Origin of the sequence: Salmonella sp. SJTUF15570 (genome assembly GCF_043357055.1) — a bacterium.
Lineage (GTDB): Bacteria > Pseudomonadota > Gammaproteobacteria > Enterobacterales > Enterobacteriaceae > Salmonella > Salmonella enterica.
The window spans coordinates 246115-269033 of the sequence record NZ_JBEUKJ010000003.1 but is presented as its reverse complement, the minus strand read 5'-3'; the positions used below and the strand labels follow the sequence as shown (position 1 = coordinate 269033).

The following is a 22919-nucleotide window of genomic DNA, read 5'->3' as shown; positions in this document are numbered from 1 at the left end:
GGAATAGGGGATATTCAGGAGAAAATGTGCCATATATCCGTCAGTTATGTTGGGTTAGCTTACTGTGCCTGAGCAGTTCTGCGGTAGCCGCAAATGTTCGTCTGAAAGTCGAAGGGCTATCCGGAGAGCTGGAAAAAAACGTTCGCGCACAGCTCTCTACGATTCAGAGCGATGAGGTGACGCCGGATCGGCGCTTTCGCGCCCGAGTTGATGATGCGATTCGCGAAGGGCTTAAAGCGTTAGGCTATTACGAACCCACTATCAAATTCGACTTGCTTCCACCGCCTGCGAAAGGACGGCAGGTATTAATCGCCAGGGTTACGCCCGGCCAGCCGGTGTTGATTGGCGGTACAGAAGTCATTTTACGCGGCGGCGCGCGCACGGACAAAGATTATCTGGCCTTACTGAAAACGCGTCCGGCAATCGGCACGGTGCTGAACCAGGGAGACTATGACAATTTTAAAAAGTCGTTAACCAGCGTGTCGCTACGTAAAGGCTATTTCGACAGTGAATTCGTTAAAAGTCAGTTGGGAATTGCTCTGGGCCGCCATCAGGCGTTTTGGGATATTGATTATGATAGCGGTGAGCGCTATCGCTTCGGACCTGTCACCTTCGAAGGTTCGCAGATTCGTGATGAATATTTACAAAATCTGTTGCCGTTTAAAGAGGGCGATGAGTACGAATCGAAAGATTTGGCGGAACTAAACCGCCGACTTTCCGCTACCGGATGGTTTAATTCTGTCGTGGTGGCGCCGGAATTTGAGAAATCGCGTAAAACAAAAATTCTGCCGTTAAAAGGCGTGGTATCGCCGCGAACCGAAAATACGATTGAAACCGGGGTGGGGTACTCCACCGACGTCGGGCCGCGCGTGAAAGCGTCGTGGAAAAAACCGTGGATGAACTCTTACGGTCATAGTCTGACCACCAGCACCAGTATTTCTGCGCCGGAACAGGTGCTGGATTTTAGTTATAAAATGCCGCTGCTGAAAAACCCGCTGGAGCAATACTATCTGGTACAGGGCGGTTTTAAACGTACCGATTTGAATGATACGGAGCAGGACTCGACCACGCTTGCCGTGTCGCGTTACTGGGACCTTTCCAGTGGTTGGCAGCGGGCGATTAACCTGCGCTGGAGTTTCGACCACTTTACCCAGGGGAACGTCACCAATACCACCATGCTGTTCTACCCGGGCGTGATGATCAGCCGAACCCGCTCGCGAGGGGGACTGATGCCAACCTGGGGCGATTCGCAGCGCTATTCAGTAGACTATTCGAATACGGCCTGGGGCTCCGACGTGGATTTCTCCGTGCTGCAGGCGCAAAACGTCTGGATTCGGACTTTGTACGATCGCCACCGTTTTGTGATGCGCGCCAATTTGGGCTGGATAGAAACCGGTGATTTCGACAAAGTTCCGCCGGATTTACGTTTCTTCGCCGGGGGCGACCGCAGTATTCGCGGCTATAAATACAAATCTATTTCGCCTAAAGATAGCGACGGCAATCTTAAAGGCGCCTCAAAACTGGCAACCGGATCGCTGGAGTACCAGTATAACGTCACCGGCAAATGGTGGGGGGCAGTGTTTGTCGATAGCGGCGAGGCGGTGAGTGATATTCGCCGTAGCGATTTCAAAACCGGGACCGGGGTCGGCGTGCGCTGGGCGTCACCGGTTGGGCCTATCAAACTCGATTTTGCCGTACCGGTCGGCGACAAAGACGAACACGGTTTACAGTTTTATATCGGTCTGGGGCCTGAATTATGAGTTTATGGAAGAAAATAAGCCTCGGCGTGTTGATTTTCATTGTGGTGTTACTGGCGAGCGTTGCGTTTCTGGTCGGGACGACGACGGGGCTGCATCTGGTATTCAGTGCGGCGAACCGCTGGGTGCCGGGGCTGGAGATTGGGCAGGTCACCGGCGGCTGGCGGGACTTATCGTTAAAAAATATCCGCTATGAGCAGCCGGGCGTTGCGGTGAATGCGGGCGAAATTCATCTGGCCGTCGGGCTTGATTGCCTGTGGCGCAGTAGCCTGTGCGTCAATGATCTGGCGCTAAAAGACATTAATGTCGCTATCGACAGCAAAAAAATGCCACCCTCCGAACCGGCGCAAGAAGAGGAAGAAAGCGGACCGCTGAACCTCTCCACCCCCTGGCCCATCACGTTGTCGCGCGTGGCGTTGAATAACATCAATATCAAGATTGATGACACTACCGTTTCGGTGCTGGATTTTACCTCCGGGCTGGCATGGCAGGAGAAAAACCTGACCCTGAAACCGACGCGGCTTCAGGGACTGCTGATCGCTCTGCCGAAGGTCGCTGACGTGGCGCAGGAAGAGGTGGTTGAACCCAAAATCGAGAAACCTCAACCGGATGAAAAGCCGCTTGGCGAAACGCTAAAAGATCTGTTTGCAAAACCGGTAATGCCGGAGATGACCGATGTTCACCTGCCGCTCAATCTGAATATCGAGTCATTTCGCGGCGAGCAGCTACGCATCACCGGCGATACCGATCTGACGGTGCGCACGATGCTGCTTAAAGTCAGCAGTATCGACGGTAATATGAAGCTGGATACTCTGGATATCGACGCCAACCAGGGCACGGTGAAAGCCTCTGGTACGGCGCAGCTCGCCAATAACTGGCCGGTTGATATTACGCTCAACAGTACGCTGAATATCGATCCGCTAAAGGGTGAAAAGATAAAACTCAAGGTCGGCGGCGCGTTACGCGAACAACTGGAGGTCGGGGTGAACCTTTCCGGGCCGATGGATGTCGCGCTTCGCGCCCAGACGCGGCTGGCGGAGGCCGGTTTACCGCTCAATCTTGAGGTCGTCAGCCAACGCATTGCCTGGCCATTGACGGGTGATACCCAGTTTCAGGCTGACGATCTGAAGCTCAAACTGAGCGGTAAGATGACCGACTATACGTTGTCGATGCGAACCGCCGTGAAAGGACAAGATATTCCGCCGGCGACCATCACGCTGGATGCTAAAGGGAATGAGCGGCAGATTAATCTCGATAAACTTACCATCGCCGCTCTGGAGGGAAAAACCGAACTGAAAGCGCTGGTGGACTGGCAGCAGGCGATTAGCTGGCGTGGCGAACTGACGCTAAATGGCATCAATACCGCTAAAGAGATCCCGGACTGGCCCGCGAAGCTTAACGGCGTCATGAAAACCAAAGGCAGCCTCTACGGCGGCACCTGGCAGATGGATGTCCCGGAGCTCAAGCTGACCGGCAATGTGAAGCAGAACAGCGTTAACGTCAACGGGACGCTAAAGGGCAACAGCTACATGCAGTGGACGATCCCGGGGCTGCACCTTGCGCTGGGCCCAAACAGCGCCGATATAAAAGGCGAGCTTGGCGTTAAGGAGCTGAATCTTGACGCCGCCATCGATGCGCCGGGGCTGGATAATGCGCTGCCAGGACTGGGCGGCATGGCAAAAGGAATCGTTAAAGTCCGCGGTACGGTAGAAGCGCCGCAGCTGTTGGCGGATATCACCGCCCGCGGCTTGCGCTGGCAGGAGCTGTCTGTCGCCCAGGCGCGCATTGAGGGCGATATTAAATCCACCGATCAGATAGCGGGCCATCTCAACGTTCGCGTAGAGCGGATTTCGCAACCCGACGTTAACATCAATCTGGTGACGCTTGACGCCAAAGGCAGCGAGAAGCAGCATCAGCTACAGCTCCGTGTTCAGGGAGAACCGGTATCCGGTCAACTCTCCCTGACAGGCAGTTTTGATCGCGAGGCGGCGCGCTGGAAAGGGACGTTAAGCGACACCCGTTTCCAGACGCCAGTGGGGCCATGGTCGTTGACCCGCGCGATTGTGCTGGACTACCGTAATAAAGAACAAAAAATCAGTATCGGGCCGCATTGTTGGCTGAACCCGAACGCCGAGCTGTGCATCCCGCAAACCATTGATGCGGGCGCCGCAGGACGGGCGGTGGTCAATCTCAACCGCTTTGATCTGGCGATGCTGAAGCCATTTATGCCTGATACCACTCAGGCCAGTGGGATCTTTAGCGGGAAAGCGGACGTGTCGTGGGACACCACCCAGGAGGGATTGCCGCAGGGGAAGGTCACGCTTTCCGGTCGTAACGTGAAGGTCACGCAGACCGTCAATGACGCGCCGTTACCGGTCGCGTTTGAGACGCTGAACCTCAGCGCCGATCTGCACAATAATCGCGCCGAGCTGGGATGGCTGATTCGCCTGACGAACAATGGTCAATTCGATGGCCAGGTGCAGGTAACCGATCCTCAGGGGCGGCGCAATCTCGGCGGTAACGTCAACATGCGCAATGTCAATCTGGCGATGATCAACCCTGTCTTTTCGCGCGGAGAAAAAGCGGCGGGAATGTTAAACGCCAGGCTACGTCTGGGCGGCGATGTACAAAGCCCGCAGTTGTTTGGTCAGTTGCAGCTTAGCGCGCTGGATATTGACGGTAATTTTATGCCGTTTGAGATGCAGCCGAGCCAGCTCACCATGAACTTTAGCGGGACGCGTTCGACGCTCGCCGGTATCGTGCGAACACAACAAGGGCAAATTAACCTGAACGGCAACGCCGACTGGAGTCAGATTGACAACTGGCGCGCGCGGGTGACGGCGAAAGGCAGCCGGGTGCGGATTACCGTTCCGCCGATGGTGCGCCTGGATGTCTCGCCGGATGTGGTCTTTGACGCGACGCCTTCGCTGTTCACGTTGGATGGGCGTGTGGACGTTCCGTGGGCGCGAATTGTGGTGCACGACCTGCCAGAGAGCGCGGTTGGCGTCTCCAGCGATGTGGTTATGCTCAATAATGACCTGCAACCAGAAACGCCGCAGACCGCGTCTATTCCCATCAACAGTAATCTGACGGTTCACGTCGGCAACAACGTGCGTATCGACGCCTTCGGGCTTAAAGCGCGTTTGACCGGCGATTTGAAAGTCGTGCAGGATAAGCAGGGGCTGGGGCTGAATGGTCAAATCAATATTCCTGACGGCCGATTCCGCGCCTACGGCCAGGACCTGCTTGTCCGTAAAGGCGAGCTGCTGTTCTCCGGCCCGCCGGATCAGCCGCTGCTCAATATCGAAGCGATCCGTAACCCTGACGCCACCGAAGACGATGTCATTGCGGGTGTGCGCGTCACAGGCACTGCTGATGAACCCAAAGCGGAAATCTTCTCCGATCCGGCGATGCCGCAGGCTGAAGCGCTTTCTTATCTGCTGCGTGGGCAGGGGTTGGACAGCAATCAGAGTGATAGCGCAGCAATGACTTCCATGCTTATTGGCCTGGGGGTTGCGCAAAGTGGTCAGGTTGTGGGTAAAATCGGAGAGACATTCGGTGTAAGTAATCTGGCGCTGGACACGCAAGGGGTGGGCGATTCGTCCCAGGTTGTGGTCAGCGGCTATGTACTGCCGGGTCTACAGGTGAAGTATGGTGTAGGGATATTTGACTCTCTGGCGACGCTCACGTTACGTTATCGCCTGATGCCTAAGCTATATCTGGAAGCAGTGTCTGGCGTAGATCAGGCACTTGATTTGCTCTATCAGTTTGAGTTTTAGCAATGCGAATATTTGTCTATGGCAGTTTACGACAGAAACAAGGCAACAGTCACTGGATGACCAATGCCCAATTGCTTGGCGATTACCGTATCGATAACTACCAGTTGTATAGTCTGGGCCACTATCCAGGCGCAGTTCCGGGAAACGGAGCGGTATACGGTGAAGTTTATCGAATTGATAACGCCACGCTGGCCGAACTTGATGCTTTGCGCACCAGGGGCGGTGAATACGCACGCCAGTTAATCCAGACGCCTTACGGCAGCGCATGGATGTATGTATATCAACGTCCTGTTGATGGGTTAACTCTGATTGAAAGCGGTGACTGGTTAGACAGAAACCAGCCCTGAACTGAACACGCCACCCTCGGGTGGCGTTGTTTTTTTACATTCTGGCTGATGGCGCTAGCGCCGGGCATGGTGAGCTCTTATTCTGCCGTAAATCAATAATGACGCGCCGCCCAGGATAACAATGCATCCGAGAACCATAAATCCCTGCATGTAGCTGCCGGTTGTCCGGTAAAAATAGCCGACCATAAGGCCTGCCAACGTACCGCCGCCGCCGGCGCCGATGCCATTAATAATACCGGAGGCTGGGCCAATCGCATGGGGTTTAACGTTCGACTGGATAATCGACCAGATATTGGGGGTAAAGCTGGCGGCATAATAACCCATCGCCAGGGTAATGAGCGTGATTTTAAAGCCTGGCGCATCGACAAATGGCAGGAGAAATAACATCACGCCGGGGATTAGTAGGCCCAGTGAAGCAATAAGTACACGCTTTTGTGTTTTATCACTGATCCATGAGATAGGGATTGCCAGTATAACCGCAGTCAGATAAGGCAGAGAACTGACCAATGCTTTACTGAATCCGGTATAGCCGAGAGAATTGACAACCATGGGTATCCATAACGTAATTCCCCAGAACAACATCCCTTGAGTGATGTAGGTAAAAATAAGAAGTAGGAAGGGGGTTCCGCCCAGCGATTCCAGAGTAAGTTTAGTTTTCTCTGTTGGCGCCGGCGCACGATAATAAGGCGCTTCTTCCTGTTTTTTCAGCATTGTTATATAAAGTGGAACCACAACAACAATGCCGATCACACCAGTGATAATAAAAACATTTCGCCAACCGAAGGCAGCATCCAGCGGGGACAAAATCATAAATCCCAGGCCTAATGCCAGGAACTGTCCATAATACTGGATAATACTGTTCGCCTGCGTCCGTTCTTTGTCTGAAAACCAGTCGCTGGCGAAGCGGGACTGCTGCGGCCAATAAATGCCTTCGGTAATGCCAAGCACCAGCCGACAAATCAAAATAACGTACACTGACGAGGTAAATCCGACAAAAACGGTCGCAATCGACCAGATTAGCACCATCAGAATGACTATTTTTTTCGGATCGTATCGCTGGGTAAATACGCCGCCAAAAATATTTGAAAAGGCATAGCCAATAAGAAATATGGTTAATACAATGCTGGCCGTTGCGCCATCAATATTCAGGTCGTGTGTAATCGTAGGTAACGTAACGGAAAGATTAGAACGGTCAAGATAAGCAACAAAAAGGCCGAACATTAATGTCGCGCCGATCCGTAGCCATTTTTGCATTGAGGTCATTTTTCAACTCCGTTTGGCCGCGCGCCAAAATCAATTTGACGAAATAATATCTCACCGGATTTTATGGTCATTTGTGGTACCAGCACATGCGTCCCTGTGAGCGTTTCACCATGAATATCGGCAAATTCAACATGCCTGTTTTTTAATTTAAAGATGGCGATATCGGCAAATGCCCCAGGGGCCAGCGTACCAATTTCTGCTGCCATGCCCAATAAAACTGCTGGGGTATGGGTACAGGCGTTAATGACATCGGTAAGCGCGACGCCGAGTGCTAAATATTTCGATAAAATCCATGGTAAGGCGTAAACAGGCCAGGCGAGTTTAGTGATGGTTGAGAGATCGCTACTGATGATATCCGGAAGAAAGCCATTGGCGATGGCCCGGCGTGCCGTGTTCATTGAAAAATGGCTGCGACCATTGGCGGCATCAAATATAACGCCTCTTTCCCTTGCCTGACGGACTTCGGCTAAGACAGCGCCTTCATCAGTAAGAATGGTGCTACCTTTGCCGTGAAACGCATGAGCGATAATATCGCCGCGGCGTAGCAAGGAGACAAGTTCTTTCATGGGAACGATGGGATGAGTCGAGTGTATTGCCACGGGACACTTTAAATCGTTGGCAATACGAAGGGATTCAGTCAGCGGTTTTAAGCCATATTCAGCAATGTCCTCAGTCTGAACCTTGAGTTTTAATCCCTGAAGAACGTTGCGATACTGGCGAAACAGCGCGTGGATCTTATTTTCATCAATATTGTCAGGATCATAATTTTCTTGTGACCAGGTTTGGCCCGGCGGCGACACGGTCAGAAACGCTTTGATTCGAACTTTGCTGGCGCAAATCACCGTTCGGTAGAAGGCATCAAAGTTTGCCGTACCGGCAGAACCTGCATCCACGACGGTGGTGACGCCATTCGGCGGCATGTACATATCAGGCCTGACGCCGCCTTCCGTCGCGTCATAAAAAACATGCGCGTGATAATCGATAAGACCGGGAGTGACGATCATACCGTCGGCATGGATAATCCGGGTCTCCGAAGTTACAGGATATTTATCGGCATCAACGATAATATCGTTAATGATGCGTAAATTGTTAATCTCATTAATATTACGAGCGGGATCGATGATATGTCCACCGGTAATTAATATATCATTTTTCATCATAATCTCTTAAAATAGTAAATAATTATGGCAGCCCTTAAAAATATATTAAAAAGTGTGTTTTGAGCGGATATTATGTTGGATTAAAAATACGGTTATTGGTAGGGAGAGCTTAGGATACCTTATTAAAAAGGTAATCGGGCCTATGCACTAAATAAGAATTTGGCGCTTGCTAATATTTAGGGCGTAAGTCCAGAGGAGTCTGCGGGCATTCACAAAACAATTATTATCTTAAGCTTTTTAGAGAAAATGTGAGCGTATTCAACCCTTTTTAATAAAAAATAAGGTAAAGTCTTATTCATTCCGTGAATGTTAAACTAATAATGATAAAAATTGTGTTCTATTCATTAGCCAATAAAAAGGCCCTCATTACTATGAGAGCCTTTATCTTGACGCTTATGTAAAAGCGAACTTATTTCTTCGCTGCGCGCTCGAAGGAGGCAACGATTTCCGCTTTAGCCGCTTCGGCGTTGTCCCAACCGTCAACTTTCACCCATTTGCCTTTTTCGAGATCTTTATAATGCTCGAAGAAATGAGTGATCTGCGCTTTCAGCAGTTCCGGCAGATCGTTCACATCTTTAATGTGATCGTACTCTTTGCTCAGTTTGGTGTGCGGTACGGCAACCAGTTTCGCATCTTCACCGGATTCGTCGGTCATTTTCAGTACGCCAACCGGACGGCAACGGATGACGGCGCCTGGCTGCAGCGGGTACGGCGTCGGGACCAGAACGTCTACCGGGTCGCCGTCCAGAGACAGGGTATGGTTGATGTAACCGTAGTTGCACGGATAGAACATCGCGGTGGACATGAAGCGGTCAACGAACAGCGCGCCGCTCTCTTTGTCAACTTCGTATTTGATCGGATCTGCGTTAGCCGGGATCTCGATAACGACGTAGATATCTTCCGGCAGTTCTTTACCCGCCGGGACGTTGAGTAAGCTCATGTCTGTTTCCTTTGAATTTATGACAAACAAGTGGCGAGTATTATAGCCAACTCACGCCGAAAGTCTTCGCTTGTTTTCGTTTCCGCCTCATCTGGCGCGTCGTTGCGGAGCATAAACGACAAAGGTTAAGAACCGAAAAAATCACGGGCCTGATAAGGCAACGCCGCCATCGGACATCTTATTGCCCAATGGCGGCTTCATGCGTTATTCCGCATGGTGGTAAAGATTACGCGTCCGGGTATTCGCGGATAAAGCGTTCCACATCGTCAACCATATGGCGGTTGCCGACGAAGAACGAGCGGCGCTGGTGCAGGCTTTCCGGAATGATATCCAGAATACGTTCTTTACCATCGCTTGCTTTGCCGCCGGCCTGTTCTGCGAGGAACGCCATCGGGTTGCACTCATACAGCAGACGCAGTTTTCCCTGCGGATGGCTGGCGGTGCTGGGGTAGAGATAGATGCCGCCTTTCAGCAGGTTGCGATGGAAATCGGCCACCAGAGAGCCAATGTAACGTGAGGTATAAGGGCGACTTGTTGAACTATCCTCTTCCTGGCAGAATTTGATGTACTTCTTCACGCCATTCGGGAATTTAATGTAGTTGCCTTCGTTAATGGAGTAAGTTTTACCCTTTTCCGGGAAACGCATACGTTCCTGGCACAGACAGAACACGCCCAACGACGGATCGTAGGTGAAAGCGTGTACGCCGCAGCCGGTGGTGTAAACCAGCATGGTGGACGAGCCATACACGACATATCCCGCAGCGACCTGTTTGTTGCCGGGTTGCAGGAAATCTTCTTCGGTGACCGGCGTGCCGACGGGCGTCACGCGGCGATAAATCGAGAAAATCGTACCGACAGAGACGTTAACGTCGATGTTAGAAGAGCCATCCAGAGGGTCCATCAGCACCACATATTTCGCGTGTTCGCAGCCTTCAAAGACGACAATTTCGTCCTCTTCTTCCGATGCGATGCCCGCTACAATATCGCGCGCTTTTAGTGCAGCTTTCAGTTTCTCGTTCGCGAACAGATCGAGTTTCTGCTGAACCTCGCCCTGTACGTTCTCAGCACCGCTGGCACCCAGGATATCAACCAGACCGGCCTTGTTGATATCGCGGTGGATGATCTTGGCGCCCAATTTTATTGCCGACAGCAAAGCAGTGAGCTCACCGGTAGCCTGAGAGAACTCGTGCTGCTTTTCGACAATAAATTCACCTAACGTTTTCATAACACTTTCCCTGCAATTGATTGGAGTAAAGCGACCGTAACAATCTTAACAAACATTTCAGATGATGCGCTCAGGTGAATCGCGCCAGCAAAGTACAGATTTACCTGAAATGCGTTTCTCACTTGCCAGACATGTGCGTAAAATGGCTCGCAGATAAAAAAAGGATAGTGACGTATGCGCATTCATATTTTGGGAATTTGTGGCACTTTCATGGGGGGGCTGGCGATGCTGGCTCGCTCGCTTGGTCATGAAGTAACGGGTTCGGACGCCAATGTGTATCCGCCGATGAGTACCTTACTTGAGAAGCAAGGCATTGATCTGATCCAGGGTTATGACGCCAGCCAGCTCGATCCGCAGCCGGATCTGGTGATTATCGGCAATGCGATGACGCGCGGGAATCCGTGCGTGGAAGCGGTGCTGGAAAAAAACATTCCCTTTATGTCTGGTCCACAGTGGCTGCACGACTTTGTGTTGCGCGATCGCTGGGTACTGGCGGTCGCCGGTACCCACGGTAAAACCACGACCGCAGGTATGGCGACCTGGATACTGGAAGCGTGCGGGTACAAACCGGGCTTCGTGATCGGCGGCGTACCGGGTAACTTTGAAGTTTCCGCTCGCCTGGGCGAGAGCCCATTCTTTGTTATCGAAGCGGATGAGTACGACTGCGCGTTCTTTGATAAACGTTCTAAATTTGTACATTACTGCCCGCGGACGCTGATCCTCAACAACCTTGAGTTTGATCATGCCGACATCTTCGACGATCTGAAAGCGATCCAGAAGCAGTTCCACCATCTGGTGCGCATCGTGCCGGGGCAGGGGCGCATCATCTGGCCGGAAAACGACATCAACCTGAAACAGACCATGGCGCTGGGCTGCTGGAGCGAGCAGGAGCTGGTGGGCGAGCAGGGACACTGGCAGGCGAAGAAGCTGACTACGGATGCTTCCGAGTGGGAAGTGTGGCTGGACGGCGAAAAAGTCGGCGATGTGAAATGGGGCCTGGTCGGCGAACATAACATGCACAACGGTCTGATGGCGATTGCCGCCGCGCGCCACGTGGGCGTCGCGCCCGCAGAAGCGGCCAGCGCGCTGGGGTCATTTATTAACGCCCGCCGCCGTCTGGAGCTACGCGGCGAAGCGAACGGCGTGACGGTGTATGACGATTTTGCTCACCACCCGACGGCAATTCTGGCCACGCTGGCGGCGCTGCGCGGTAAAGTGGGCGGCACCGCGCGCATTATCGCAGTGCTGGAGCCGCGTTCTAACACGATGAAGATGGGGTTATGCAAGGATGACCTGGCACCGTCGTTAGGGCGTGCGGATGAAGTGTTCCTGCTGCAGCCGCCGCATATTCCGTGGCAAGTGGCGGAAGTCGCTGAAGCCTGCGTACAGCCTGCTCACTGGAGTGGCGATGTCGATACGCTGGCGGAAATGGTGGTGAAAACCGCACAGCCTGGCGATCACATCCTGGTGATGAGCAACGGCGGTTTCGGCGGCATCCATCAGAAATTGCTGGATGGGCTGGCGAAAAAAGCTCAGAACGTAACAGCGTATTAAATGACTATGCGGTCAGCCAGCCTTGTGGCTGGCTGTTTTATATGGGGCATCTTGCCATCGAAAGCGCATTCCGCTCGCCGGGAGACGTTAAAGCAATACTGAAAAATCATTTGCCGCTCAGTATTGAAAAAGAGTAGACGCATATCCTTAAAGTAATCAGTGTAATACACTAAGAGTGTTCCGCCGGTTGCCGTATGCGGGACGAAAAGAGCCAGTTCGCAATAACAGATGAAGGTTTCGTGATTTATAAACGTCATCTTCTGCCTTTCAACGTTTGCGATGCCGCCTGGCTGCGGGCATCGTCCAGTCATAACAATGCTGATCCTGTCGCATTTATGCGGTCAGATTCAGATTGCTCAGAACCCAGCCCGCCAGCAAATTCTGTACTGAAGGTAACCACAGCGCAATTTGAATGTTGTTAACTGTATGTTCAGTTCATTTGTGCTAATATGGTTATTTACGAAATTTTCGTTCTATTAGAGTATCATGCATGTCTAAACATCAAACTCAACTTTCCTTACTGCAGGATGATATCCGCAGTCGCTATGACAGCCTTAGCAAACGTCTTAAACAAGTTGCTCAGTATATTCTGGATAACAGTAATAGCGTTGCTTTTGACACGGTCGCTTCCATCGCGCAACATGCCGATGTTCCCCCTTCGACACTGATTCGTTTTGCTAATGCGTTTGGTTTTAGCGGATTTAATGAAATGAAACAGGTATTTCGCCAGCACCTGATGGAGGAAACAGTAAGCTATACCGAGCGGGCGCGTCTGTTCAGACAGAAAAATGCGGATGAAGGGGAACCTACCCCGGAAAAGCCGGGTGAAATTCTGAAGCTATTTTCAATGGTGAATGCACAGGTATTACAACAATTACCGGTGCAGATTAAAAATGAGCAGTTGGATGCGGCGGTCAATCTGTTAGCGAAAGCCGACAATATTTATGTGATTGGATTACGTCGTTCGTTTAGCGTGGCCAGTTATTTAACCTACGCATTGCGTCATCTGGAGAGACGGGCATTTTTAATTGACGGTATTGGCGGAATGTTCTCTGAACAGCTAAGTATGGTCAGCCCCGACGATGTCGTTATTGCCATCAGCTACTCGCCTTACGCGCAGGAAGTGGTGGAATTAGTCGAGCTTGGCGCGAAACGCGGTGCGCACCATATTGCGATAACCGATAGCCAGGTCAGCCCGCTGGCAGCGTTCAGTGAAGTCTGTTTTGTGGTACGTGAAGCGCAGGTCGATGGTTTCCGTTCTCAGGTCGCGTCCATGTGTCTGGCGCAAACGTTAGCGGTTTCACTGGCGCTGGCGACGGAGTAAAAAAACAAGCCGATGATCGTATTTAGCGATCATCGGCATTGTGGTGAAACTTAATCAGAATAACGTTCGGTTTGAATTGGCTGCAGTTTTTTTCTGCGTTTTGCTAACACTACGCTCTCCATTTTCTCCAGCGAAATGCCTTTTGTTTCCGGCAGGTAACGGCAGATAAAGAAGTAACTGAAGATGCAGCAGATGGCAAATATCCACATTGGAAATGCGCCGTGGAAATGCGAAAGTAAATACGGGTTTTCATTAATCATCGGGAAGAATTGCGAAACTAAAAAGTTTGCCATCCACATAAATCCGACCGAAATACTCATTCCCTGCGACCTCATCCGGTTAGGGAATATTTCAGAAATAAGCACCCATGCGCCCACGCCCCAGGAAAGCGCGTAGAAAATCATAAAGAACAGCATACCGAATAGCGCGAAATAACCGGTTGCCTGGCTGTACAGCGCCCATGAAGTGAGCAACAAGCCGATGATGCTGCCAATAGTGCCTTTACGCATCAGCGACAAACGCCCCATCTTATCCATAATCATTGCGCCAATAATGGAACCGATAAGCTGAATCACGCCGATCCAGATTGTCTGGAACAGGGCCTCCTGGGCGCTACCGGTCACATCCTTAAGGACGATTGGCGCGTAATACATCATGACGTTAACCCCTGTTACCTGTTGCAGCATAGCGATCATGCAGCCCAGGATCAGGATGAAACGCACGTTCCCGTCGCGGTAATTGAGTTTTTGATGGGCGTTTAGTTGGTCATTTTGCAGTGAGGTTTTTATATCGGCAAGAAGATGTCTGGCATGTTCTTCGTTGGATATTTTGGTCAGTATTTTTAGCGTCTCCTCCTCGCGACCAATCATCATCATCCAGCGGGGAGATTCCGGGATTAAAAAGACTAAAATACAGAACAAAATGCAGGGAATAATACCCGCAGCAAACATATAGCGCCAGCCAAGTTCAATGAGCCAGGTATCCGCTGCAATCGATGCTATTTTGTAGTTAACGTAGAAGATCAGAATCTGACCGAAAACGATAGCGAACTGCTGCATACTTAATGCTCTGCCGCGCATGTTTTTCGGTGAGACTTCAGACATATACATCGGTGATACTGTTGCCGCCAGGCCGACTGCCAGTCCACCGATAATGCGATAAATCACAAAATGGGTGAACGTGTAGGAGAGGGAGGTGCCCACTGCGGAAATAGTGAATAACAGCGCTGAAACCATCAATGATTTCTTGCGTCCAAAACGTTTGGATAAATATCCGGCGCTAAACGAACCAATAACGCACCCCACCACAACGCAGGAAACCGCCCAGCCGGTCTCAGCAGGAGATAGATGAAAGTAGCTGGTCAGTGAACCAATCGCACCTGAAATAACAGCAGTATCGTAGCCAAATAATATTCCGCCCAGTGCGGCAATCGCGCAGATGCGTAATATGTAACCCGTATTATAACAACTATCTGATGTGGACATAGGTAGATTATCTCCAGAATAAACTTCATCTATCTGTTTGAATTTAGTGAACAAATAGACAAATTCATCTTATGTCGGTCATTGCCGTAGCTCTGCCGACGATCTTATAGCTATTGAGAACTCTCGTTTCACAACCTATGTTTTAATTTCAAAATGATCAATAATGAAACTTATGTTTTGTTATGGGTATCACATTTCGAATTTCATAATCCTGGCGTTTTTTATCGTTAAGATGCTGCGTTTTGCGCAGTGCTCTCCTCTATCTTGCTGAAGTTACTTGATTTTATTGCTTTCGCGACAATGCCTGAACTCAATTTGTCAGGGGCCGTACTTTTTGTTCTTTCCTGGAATATCTCCATTTCGTGATCTTTTGCATGGAATTTTTCTTCTAATGAATGCAAAAATAAAATGAAAAATTTCATTGGTGTGTTGTTTCCTCAACAGGCAAGGGAGGGATTATGTCTCAGAGAAGTAAGTACAATTCGGCCTATGTGTACGTCCTGTGTTGTATTGCGGCGCTGGCTGGATTGATGTTTGGTTATTCAACGGCGGTGATTACCGGGGTGGTATTGCCTTTACAGCAGTATTACCAACTGACGCCAACCGAGACCGGATGGGCCGTTTCCAGTATCGTGATTGGTTGTATCATCGGCGCGCTGGTCGGTGGAAAAATTGCCGATAAACTGGGGCGTAAACCTGCGCTTCTGATCATTGCGATCATTTTTATCGCTTCTTCCTTAGGGGCGGCGATGAGTGAATCGTTCATGATCTTCTCCCTTTCCCGCATTGTGTGTGGTTTTGCGGTTGGGATGGCCGGAACGGCATCCACCATGTATATGTCTGAACTGGCGCCTGCTGAAATTCGCGGCAAAGCGCTGGGCATTTACAATATCTCCGTGGTATCTGGCCAGGTTATCGTGTTTATAGTCAACTATCTGATAGCAAAAGGAATGCCTGCTGATGTGCTGGTTTCCCAGGGCTGGAAGACTATGCTTTTTGCCCAAGTGGTACCCTCCATTGCGATGTTAGCGATTACGCTTTTCCTACCCGAATCACCGGCATGGTGCGCCCGTAACAACCGCAGCGAAGCTCGTTCGATAAAGGTGCTTACCCGGATCTACAGTGGATTAACGGCCACAGATGTGGCCGCTATTTTTGACAGCATGAAAGAAACCGTACGTCCACAGGACAACGTCGCCGGGGGAGAACGCACCAACCTGAAAAGCTCGCCGGTGCTCCGCTATATTCTGTTGGTTGGATGCTGTATCGCCGTTTTGCAACAGTTCACAGGCGTTAACGTAATGAACTATTATGCGCCGCTGGTGTTGCAGAACAGCAGTACCGAAGTGGTTATGTTCCAGACCATTTTTATCGCGGTATGTAATGTGGTGGGCAGTTTTATCGGCATGATCCTGTTCGACCGCTATGGCCGTATACCGATTATGAAAATTGGTACCATCGGCTCAATTGTCGGCCTGTTGATCGCGTCATACGGTTTGTACACCCACGATACAGGCTACATTACCATCTTTGGCATCCTGTTTTTTATGCTGCTGTTTGCCGTCAGCTGGAGCGTTGGCGCATGGGTACTGATTTCTGAGGTTTTCCCTGAAAAGATAAAAGGTTTTGGGATGGGGCTGGCGGTGAGCCTGATGTGGATAGCCAACTTCCTCATCTCACTGTTGTTCCCGGTCATAAATGATAACGCCTGGCTGCAGGAGACCTTCGGCGGCGCTTTCTCGATGTGGATTTTTGTCGTCTTTAATTTGGTCTGCTATGTCTTTATTTCTCGTTATGTGCCGGAAACAAAAGGGGTGCCGCTAACAGAAATTGAACGGCTGGCCGAGAACAAGCTGCGTGAAATTCAGGGGAAACGTCGCGATGTAATAGCCTGATACCTCTCCAATATTAGCGGAGAATATCCAGAGATATTCTCCGCTGGTTACACAACCTTTACTCCCTCCAGCGAGTGCGCACAGGATATACCCTGTTGAAACCTCCCCAGTGTTTACCACCTCTACGTAACTAATTGATCCATAATAATATCGGCAAATAGGGTAAGTCTTCTTCTGCATCATTATTTTATTGCGTATTCCTGGTGGGGGCCGTGCCGTAAATACGCTATATACAAAACAGGGAAATAATTTAAGAGAAGGTGGATAGCGATCTTATGAGCGTGTGTGGCGCAGAGTTGAATAAAAAAGCCAGCCGCAGAGGACGGCTGGCAAAGTACCACTCAACGAAGTGTTATCGCGGGTAGTCTGGTGAGTTAATCCACGCGTGGTTCTCTTCCCAGGTGAAACGCCATTTTCGTAGCGGGCCGGCCATCACGTTCAGATAGTAGTTATCGTAACCCGCGATGGTGGCAACCGGGTGGTAGCCCTTAGGTACTTTCACTACATCCCGGTTATAGACCGCCATACATTCATCCAGGCTGCGATCGTCGGTGTAGACGCGCTGTAAGCAGAATCCCTGAGGTGGATTGAAACGGTGATAGTACGTCTCTTCCAGATAGGTCTCCTGGCCTTCAACTGCCGTATCGTGCTTGTGCGCGGGCCAGGAGCTGGTATCGCCTTCATTAGTGTACACTTCAACGACTAGCAGGCTGTCGGCGAGCTGGCTATCAGGAAGGATGTTATGCACCAGGCGCTGATTGCGCCCTTTTCCCCGATGCTCTACCCCGACCTCTTGTGGCGAGATCAGACGTACCGGAAGCTCTCCGAATCCCGGCGCGCTGCATACGGCCAGCTCAAGGTCGGTTTCGGCTGTCACTTTCGCCTCCGTATGATGGGGGAGGTAAACCGAATAAGCCGGAATGCGTTCAAACGGACTCATGCGCTGACCAATCCGATAGAAAAAACTGTCGGCGGCCTTAACGCTGGCCAGTCCGGCAACCAGCACCAGACAGCGTTCACGCTCATCGGACGGCAGGGTTATCGACTCTCCAGCCTTCAACTGCCAGACATCAAAACCGACATACTCCCAGCCTGCATTTTGAGGGGAAATGTGTTGGATATTTCCCGACTCAGAGGTACAGGTACTCAGCAAGTTGGCCATAATCTTCTCCTTCCTGAAAGCGTATTAACCGAGAGTCGGCATACTGAACTCCGATACGATCTGCTGTCCGTTCGGCCAACGCGAGGTAACGGTTTTCATCCGGGTATAGAAGCGCACGCCATCCGGCCCATGGACGTTCAGGGCGCCAAACACCGAGCGCTTCCAGCCGCCAAAAGAGTGAAATGCCATCGGAACCGGAACTGGAATATTAATACCGACCATCCCGGCTTCAACCGACTGGGCGAATTCGCGCGCATAGTGACCGTTGGTGGTGAAAATCACGCTGCCGTTGCCGAATTCATGGGAGTTTACCGTGCTAATGGCGGTGGCATAATCCGGGACGCGCACAATTCCGAGAACCGGGCCAAAAATTTCTTCACGCCAGATGGTCATCTCAGGCGTGACGTTATCAAACAGAGTGCCGCCGACATAAAAGCCTTCAGGATATCCCGCCACGCTATAGTTGCGGCCATCCATGACCAGAGTTGCTCCCTCGCTAACTCCTTTGTCGATGTAACCCAACACTTTCTGTTGATGAGCACGTGAAACAACCGGGCCCATTTCATTTTCATCTTTGCCGCGCAGCTCTCCCGGGCCGATACGTAGCGCCGCAATCAGCGGTTTCAGGCGTTCGATCAGACGGTCCGCCGTTTCATCGCCCACCGCGACCACTACCGGCAGCGCCATACAGCGTTCGCCCGCGGAACCAAATGCTCCGCCCATAATGGCGTTGACGGTGGCGTCCAGATCTGCATCCGGCATGACGATTGCGTGATTTTTGGCGGCCCCGAAGGCCTGTACACGTTTGCCATGGGCGCTGGCGGTGGTATAGATATGTTCCGCGACGGCGGAGGAACCGACAAAGCTGACGGCCTGTACGCGAGGGTCGCTGGTCAACAGGCTAGCCGCCTCATTGCCACAGTGAACAACGTTAAACACGCCGTCCGGCAGGCCAGCCTCCTGCAGAAGCTGCGCCATACGTAACGATGCGGACGGCACCAGTGCGGGCGGCTTCAGGACGAAGGTATTGCCGCAAGCCAGAGCAACCGGGAACATCCACATAGGCACCATTGCCGGGAAGTTAAACGGTGTGATGCCTGCCACAACCCCAAGCGGCTGCATTAATGAAAAGCTGTCAACGCCTGAGCCGACGTTAAAGGAGTACTCTCCTTTGCTGAGGTGCGGGATCCCGCAGGCAAATTCGACAACCTCTATGCCGCGCGTCAGTTCGCCAAGCGCATCTGACCAGACCTTGCCATGCTCGCTGACGATCAGCGCCGCCAGTTCGTCCCGATGCTTTTCCAGTAATACTTTGAATTCAAAAAGGATACGTGCCCGGCGTAGCGGAGTCATTTTACTCCATGCCGGAAAAGCCTCATGTGCGCTTTGAATTGCCGCCAGCATCTCCTCTCGGGTGCTCTGGGTGACCTGACGAATTACTTTACCGGTGGCCGGATTAGTCACCGGTAGCGTCTCGCCGCTGCTGCTCAGTGTCGTTTTACCATGAATAAAATTGCCGACTGTTTCCATCTCTTTTTTATCCTCTTAAACCGATGTTGACGACGTTCTGACTGAGCGGTCACAGGAAAGCCTGGTTATCTTCAGCCTAAAACGCATACCGTATTCAATGTAAATTTTAGGATTAAAAATTTCAAATTTATTTTTATGAAATTTTATTTTGAAAATTTGACGACTGATTTTTATACGAGGGTATGTGCAGTAAGAAATCAAAAATCTAATTAAATTATTGATTTTTATTGTTTTTATTTGGTGTGATATCAATGGTTGTCTGTTGTGACGAGGAAAGATTTGGAAAAAATTATGATCTATATAGCATTTTTGTTTCATTTGGTGTGGTATAAAAATTCAAATTTCAGGGGTGTTTCGGCACCACAGTTTCGGATATTGGAGGGTAAATCATGCGCTTGTGCTTCTGTCCTTCAGAACGAGAGAATAAGGCTCAGCCCCAGTTGGCGTATGTGAGTCAGGTCAGTGAGAGCAATGGTCCGTTTGTCCGGTTCATGCATATGCACCCACAGACCGTTGAACTGATTCTTATCACCGAAGGAGACGGAGAGTATTTCATTGGCGATCGCATCTACCCGGTTCGTAAAGGCGACCTGGTCATTTATAACAGCCAGGTAGTGCATGATGAGTATCTGGAAAGCGGGCGGCCAATTGGCACTATTTGTTGTGGGATTAACAATATTTCGTGTCCGGGTCTACGTGAGAATGCGCTAATACCGGATGATATTGTGCCGGTTATTCCACTGTATCACCATTATGCGACGGTGGAAAAACTGATGAGCTCCGTGTTTACCGTTATTAATCAGCATGCGGTAGAAGGGCCAGCAATGGCGCAGCTATTGACCCAGGTAGTACTCAAATACATTGAGGGAAATGTCTTATTGCGCACAGGTAACGATGCCATACAGCGCCATGAAAATTTACTTGATTCAATAAAATCCTATATTGATCGCAATTTCTATGAGCCAATTCGGCTGGATACGCTGGCGACGAAATTTAATGTCAGTCCTTATTATGTTTCCCATGAATTTAAACGCCGCTATGGTTATTCACCGATGGATTACCTGATAAAACGTAGGCTGGGGGAGGCGCAATCGTTACTAACCACGGATGAAGGCGGGCGCGAAAAGATCACCTCTATTGCTTATCGTGTTGGCTTTAGCAACCTTAGTCATTTTCAGAATTACTTCAAAAATAAAGTAGGGAAAACGCCCGGTCAATATCGCAAGGACTATCGTAAAGCTAATTATTTATTATTTGAATATTAATGCTTGCTAAAATTTAATCGTCATGAGAATGGTCGCAATACTGCGGCCATTTTTTATTTGTCGGTATATTTTATGCGTTTATCTATAGCGCGAAAAGTCTGGCAATATCATTAAAGAGTGATGATTTTTTTGTGATACCTGACGCATTTATCCCACTTCTTCAACCAGGATAGATAAAGTTTTTCAGGCTACAAAAAGTAATATGTTGTCCATCAAAGGTTAATTTGCATCGCGGTATGCAGTAAAAGCGTTTCATTAAGTGGGAGCCAGCAACATGTACAATGTAAAAAAGAGCATTAAGTTGGGGATTGCGCCTATCGGTTGGCGCAATGATGATATTCCTGAGATTGGTAAAGAAAATACATATAAACAAATACTTAGTGATGCCGCGCTCACCGGTTTTTCCGGGACGGAAGTTGGCGGTTGTTATCCGCAGGATCCTGCTGAGTTAAATAAAGAGTTAATGCTTCGCGGACTGGAAATACCAGGCCAGTGGTTTTCTTCCTTTATTATTCGCGACGGTATTGCATCTGCGATGAATGCTTTTGAACAGCATTGTGCTTATTTGCAGGCAATACATGCATATGTCGCCGTTGTTTCTGAACAAACTTATAGTATTCAAGGTATTATCGATAAGTGCGTTTATACAGAGAAGCCTAACTTCAGCGACAGCGAATGGCAGCTTTTATGCGAAGGACTTAATGCGCTTGGGAAGATTGCCAATGCGCACGGGCTGAAGCTCGCTTTCCATCATCATATGGGCACCGGTGTGCAGACTCTGCCAGAAGTGGATCGACTCATGGAGAATACCGATCCGCAATTTGTACATCTGCTGTTTGATACCGGGCATATATATGTTTCTGACGGCGATGTCATGCCGCTACTGAGTAAACATTTTGATCGTATTAAACACGTTCATTTTAAAGATGTGCGTAATGAAAAACTCAAAGCATGTCGCCTCGCGAAGAAATCATTCCTCAATTCTTTCCTTGATGGTGTGTTTACCGTCCCCGGCGATGGAAATATTGATTTTAAATCCGTATTAGCTTATCTGGTCGGGCATCAATATTCTGGCTGGATTGTTGTTGAGGCCGAGCAGGATCCTAAGAAATATAACCCATTGGAATATGCGCAAAAAGGTAAAAAGCATATTGATGAGTTACTGAAAAATTATCTTTAATTGAAAAGGAAACAGAAAATGACTTTAAAAGCAGGTATTGTAGGTATCGGCATGATCGGCTCCGATCACTTAAGACGTCTGGCCAACACCGTGTCGGGTGTAGAGGTTGTTGCCGTATGTGATATCGTCGCGGGTAGGGCGCAGGCGGCGCTGGATAAGTATGCGATCGAAGCCAAAGATTATAATGACTATCACGATCTGATTAATGATAAAGACGTTGAAGTGGTCATCATTACCGCATCAAATGAGGCGCACGCCGATGTAGCCGTTGCCGCGCTAAATGCTAACAAATATGTTTTCTGTGAAAAACCGCTAGCGGTGACGGCTGCGGATTGTCAGCGTGTGATTGAAGCAGAGCAGAAAAATGGTAAGCGCATGGTGCAGATTGGTTTTATGCGCCGCTACGACAAAGGTTACGTTCAGCTGAAAAATATTATCGACAGCGGCGAAATCGGTCAGCCATTAATGGTTCATGGACGTCATTACAATGCCAGCACGGTGCCAGAATACAAAACGCCACAGGCTATCTATGAAACATTGATTCATGAAATTGACGTTATGCACTGGCTGCTTAACGAAGATTATAAAACCGTTAAGGTTTACTTCCCGCGTCAGTCCAGCCTGGTGACCACTCTGCGTGATCCGCAGCTGGTTGTAATGGAAACCACCTCCGGCATCAATATTGTGGTTGAAGTGTTTGTGAACTGCCAGTATGGCTACGACATTCACTGCGATGTTACCGGCGAGAAAGGAATGGCGGAGCTGCCAACCGTCGCCAGCGCCGCGGTACGGAAAGCGGCGAAGTATAGCACCGACATCCTGGTTGACTGGAAACAGCGCTTTATTGATGCCTACGACATTGAGTTCCAGGATTTCTTCGATCGTCTGAACGCAGGATTGCCGCCGGCAGGCCCAACGTCATGGGATGGTTATCTGGCTGCGGTTACCGCTGATGCCTGCGTGAAGTCTCAGGAAACAGGGAATACCGAGATTGTTGAATTACCCTCAAAACCTGATTTCTACAAATAAACCTTCCGCGTATTAAAACTCCTGC

The 22919-nt window shown here is 50.1% G+C and carries 18 protein-coding genes; 9 read left to right on the top strand and 9 right to left on the bottom strand.

Going from position 1 to position 22919, the window contains the following annotated elements; translation table 11 throughout:
- The first annotated feature begins 26 nt into the window (after nt 1–26).
- Genes tamA through ABVN44_RS07565 form a run of 3 tightly spaced genes read left to right on the top strand, consistent with a single transcriptional unit; the run spans nt 27 to nt 5883 of the window.
- A complete protein-coding gene (tamA, locus tag ABVN44_RS07575; RefSeq protein WP_023232263.1) occupies nt 27–1760 on the top strand; it encodes an autotransporter assembly complex protein TamA in 1734 nt (577 codons plus the stop codon).
- Nucleotides 1757–5536: an autotransporter assembly complex protein TamB gene (tamB, locus tag ABVN44_RS07570; RefSeq protein ID WP_023232262.1), complete on the top strand. Its 3780-nt coding sequence runs from the start codon at nt 1757–1759 to the stop codon at nt 5534–5536. Before tamA ends, tamB begins: the two co-directional genes overlap by 4 nt.
- A gap of 2 nt (nt 5537–5538) precedes the next feature.
- Nucleotides 5539–5883: a gamma-glutamylcyclotransferase gene (locus ABVN44_RS07565; protein ID WP_001219167.1), complete on the top strand. Its 345-nt coding sequence runs from the start codon at nt 5539–5541 to the stop codon at nt 5881–5883.
- A gap of 54 nt (nt 5884–5937) precedes the next feature.
- Here ABVN44_RS07565 and ABVN44_RS07560 read toward each other — a convergent pair whose 3' ends face one another.
- The 4 genes from ABVN44_RS07560 to fbp form a co-directional block, all read right to left on the bottom strand.
- Nucleotides 5938–7146 carry an MFS transporter gene (locus tag ABVN44_RS07560; RefSeq protein WP_000203131.1) on the bottom strand — a complete coding sequence of 403 codons (1209 nt, stop codon included), beginning with the start codon at nt 7144–7146 and terminating at the stop codon, nt 5938–5940.
- Complete coding sequence (locus ABVN44_RS07555) at nt 7143–8306, bottom strand: metallo-dependent hydrolase (protein ID WP_023138836.1); 1164 nt, start codon at nt 8304–8306, stop codon at nt 7143–7145. Before ABVN44_RS07555 ends, ABVN44_RS07560 begins: the two co-directional genes overlap by 4 nt.
- Nucleotides 8307–8715: 409 nt before the next feature.
- The gene (gene ppa / locus ABVN44_RS07550; RefSeq protein WP_000055079.1) at nt 8716–9246 is read right to left on the bottom strand and encodes an inorganic diphosphatase; all 531 of its coding nucleotides are present in this window, start codon (nt 9244–9246) and stop codon (nt 8716–8718) included.
- A 226-nt stretch (nt 9247–9472) separates the two neighbouring features.
- Nucleotides 9473–10471 carry a class 1 fructose-bisphosphatase gene (gene fbp, locus ABVN44_RS07545; protein ID WP_000853764.1) on the bottom strand — a complete coding sequence of 333 codons (999 nt, stop codon included), beginning with the start codon at nt 10469–10471 and terminating at the stop codon, nt 9473–9475.
- Between the two features lie 174 nt (nt 10472–10645).
- Here fbp and mpl point away from each other — a divergent pair, with 174 nt between their 5' ends.
- Nucleotides 10646–12025, top strand: a complete 1380-nt coding sequence (gene mpl / locus ABVN44_RS07540) for a UDP-N-acetylmuramate:L-alanyl-gamma-D-glutamyl-meso-diaminopimelate ligase (RefSeq protein WP_001219833.1) — start codon at nt 10646–10648, stop codon at nt 12023–12025.
- Between the two features lie 490 nt (nt 12026–12515).
- Nucleotides 12516–13349: a myo-inositol utilization transcriptional regulator IolR gene (iolR, locus tag ABVN44_RS07535; RefSeq protein WP_000033840.1), complete on the top strand. Its 834-nt coding sequence runs from the start codon at nt 12516–12518 to the stop codon at nt 13347–13349.
- Between the two features lie 50 nt (nt 13350–13399).
- Here the strand turns inward: iolR and iolT1 are convergent, their stop codons facing one another.
- Both iolT1 and ABVN44_RS07525 read right to left on the bottom strand, forming a co-directional pair.
- A complete protein-coding gene (iolT1, locus tag ABVN44_RS07530) occupies nt 13400–14833 on the bottom strand; it encodes a myo-inositol import MFS transporter IolT1 (protein WP_000107709.1) in 1434 nt (477 codons plus the stop codon).
- A 227-nt stretch (nt 14834–15060) separates the two neighbouring features.
- Nucleotides 15061–15255: a hypothetical protein gene (locus ABVN44_RS07525; RefSeq protein WP_017465835.1), complete on the bottom strand. Its 195-nt coding sequence runs from the start codon at nt 15253–15255 to the stop codon at nt 15061–15063.
- A 36-nt stretch (nt 15256–15291) separates the two neighbouring features.
- Between ABVN44_RS07525 and iolT2 the strand changes: the two genes are divergently transcribed.
- Nucleotides 15292–16728: a myo-inositol import MFS transporter IolT2 gene (gene iolT2 / locus ABVN44_RS07520; protein WP_000083108.1), complete on the top strand. Its 1437-nt coding sequence runs from the start codon at nt 15292–15294 to the stop codon at nt 16726–16728.
- A 352-nt stretch (nt 16729–17080) separates the two neighbouring features.
- Here the strand turns inward: iolT2 and iolB are convergent, their stop codons facing one another.
- Genes iolB through ABVN44_RS07505 form a run of 3 tightly spaced genes read right to left on the bottom strand, consistent with a single transcriptional unit; the run spans nt 17081 to nt 19738 of the window.
- Nucleotides 17081–17890, bottom strand: coding sequence for a 5-deoxy-glucuronate isomerase (gene iolB / locus ABVN44_RS07515; RefSeq protein ID WP_000002010.1), 810 nt, complete (start codon nt 17888–17890; stop codon nt 17081–17083).
- Between the two features lie 24 nt (nt 17891–17914).
- Nucleotides 17915–19420 (bottom strand): malonate-semialdehyde dehydrogenase IolA, encoded by a 1506-nt coding sequence (iolA, locus tag ABVN44_RS07510; protein ID WP_000450729.1) that lies wholly within the window; start codon nt 19418–19420, stop codon nt 17915–17917.
- Between the two features lie 15 nt (nt 19421–19435).
- Nucleotides 19436–19738, bottom strand: a complete 303-nt coding sequence (locus ABVN44_RS07505; protein WP_071786851.1) for a hypothetical protein — start codon at nt 19736–19738, stop codon at nt 19436–19438.
- A 122-nt stretch (nt 19739–19860) separates the two neighbouring features.
- On the opposite strand from ABVN44_RS07505, the gene reiD reads away from it, so the two are divergent.
- From reiD to iolG1, 3 genes are all read left to right on the top strand, one after another.
- Nucleotides 19861–20685, top strand: coding sequence for a myo-inositol utilization transcriptional regulator ReiD (gene reiD, locus ABVN44_RS07500; protein ID WP_000332219.1), 825 nt, complete (start codon nt 19861–19863; stop codon nt 20683–20685).
- 259 nt (nt 20686–20944) lie between these two features.
- Complete coding sequence (gene iolE, locus ABVN44_RS07495) at nt 20945–21865, top strand: myo-inosose-2 dehydratase (protein WP_012601329.1); 921 nt, start codon at nt 20945–20947, stop codon at nt 21863–21865.
- An 18-nt stretch (nt 21866–21883) separates the two neighbouring features.
- Nucleotides 21884–22894: an inositol 2-dehydrogenase IolG1 gene (iolG1, locus tag ABVN44_RS07490; protein WP_000172704.1), complete on the top strand. Its 1011-nt coding sequence runs from the start codon at nt 21884–21886 to the stop codon at nt 22892–22894.
- The last annotated feature ends 25 nt before the right edge of the window (nt 22895–22919 follow it).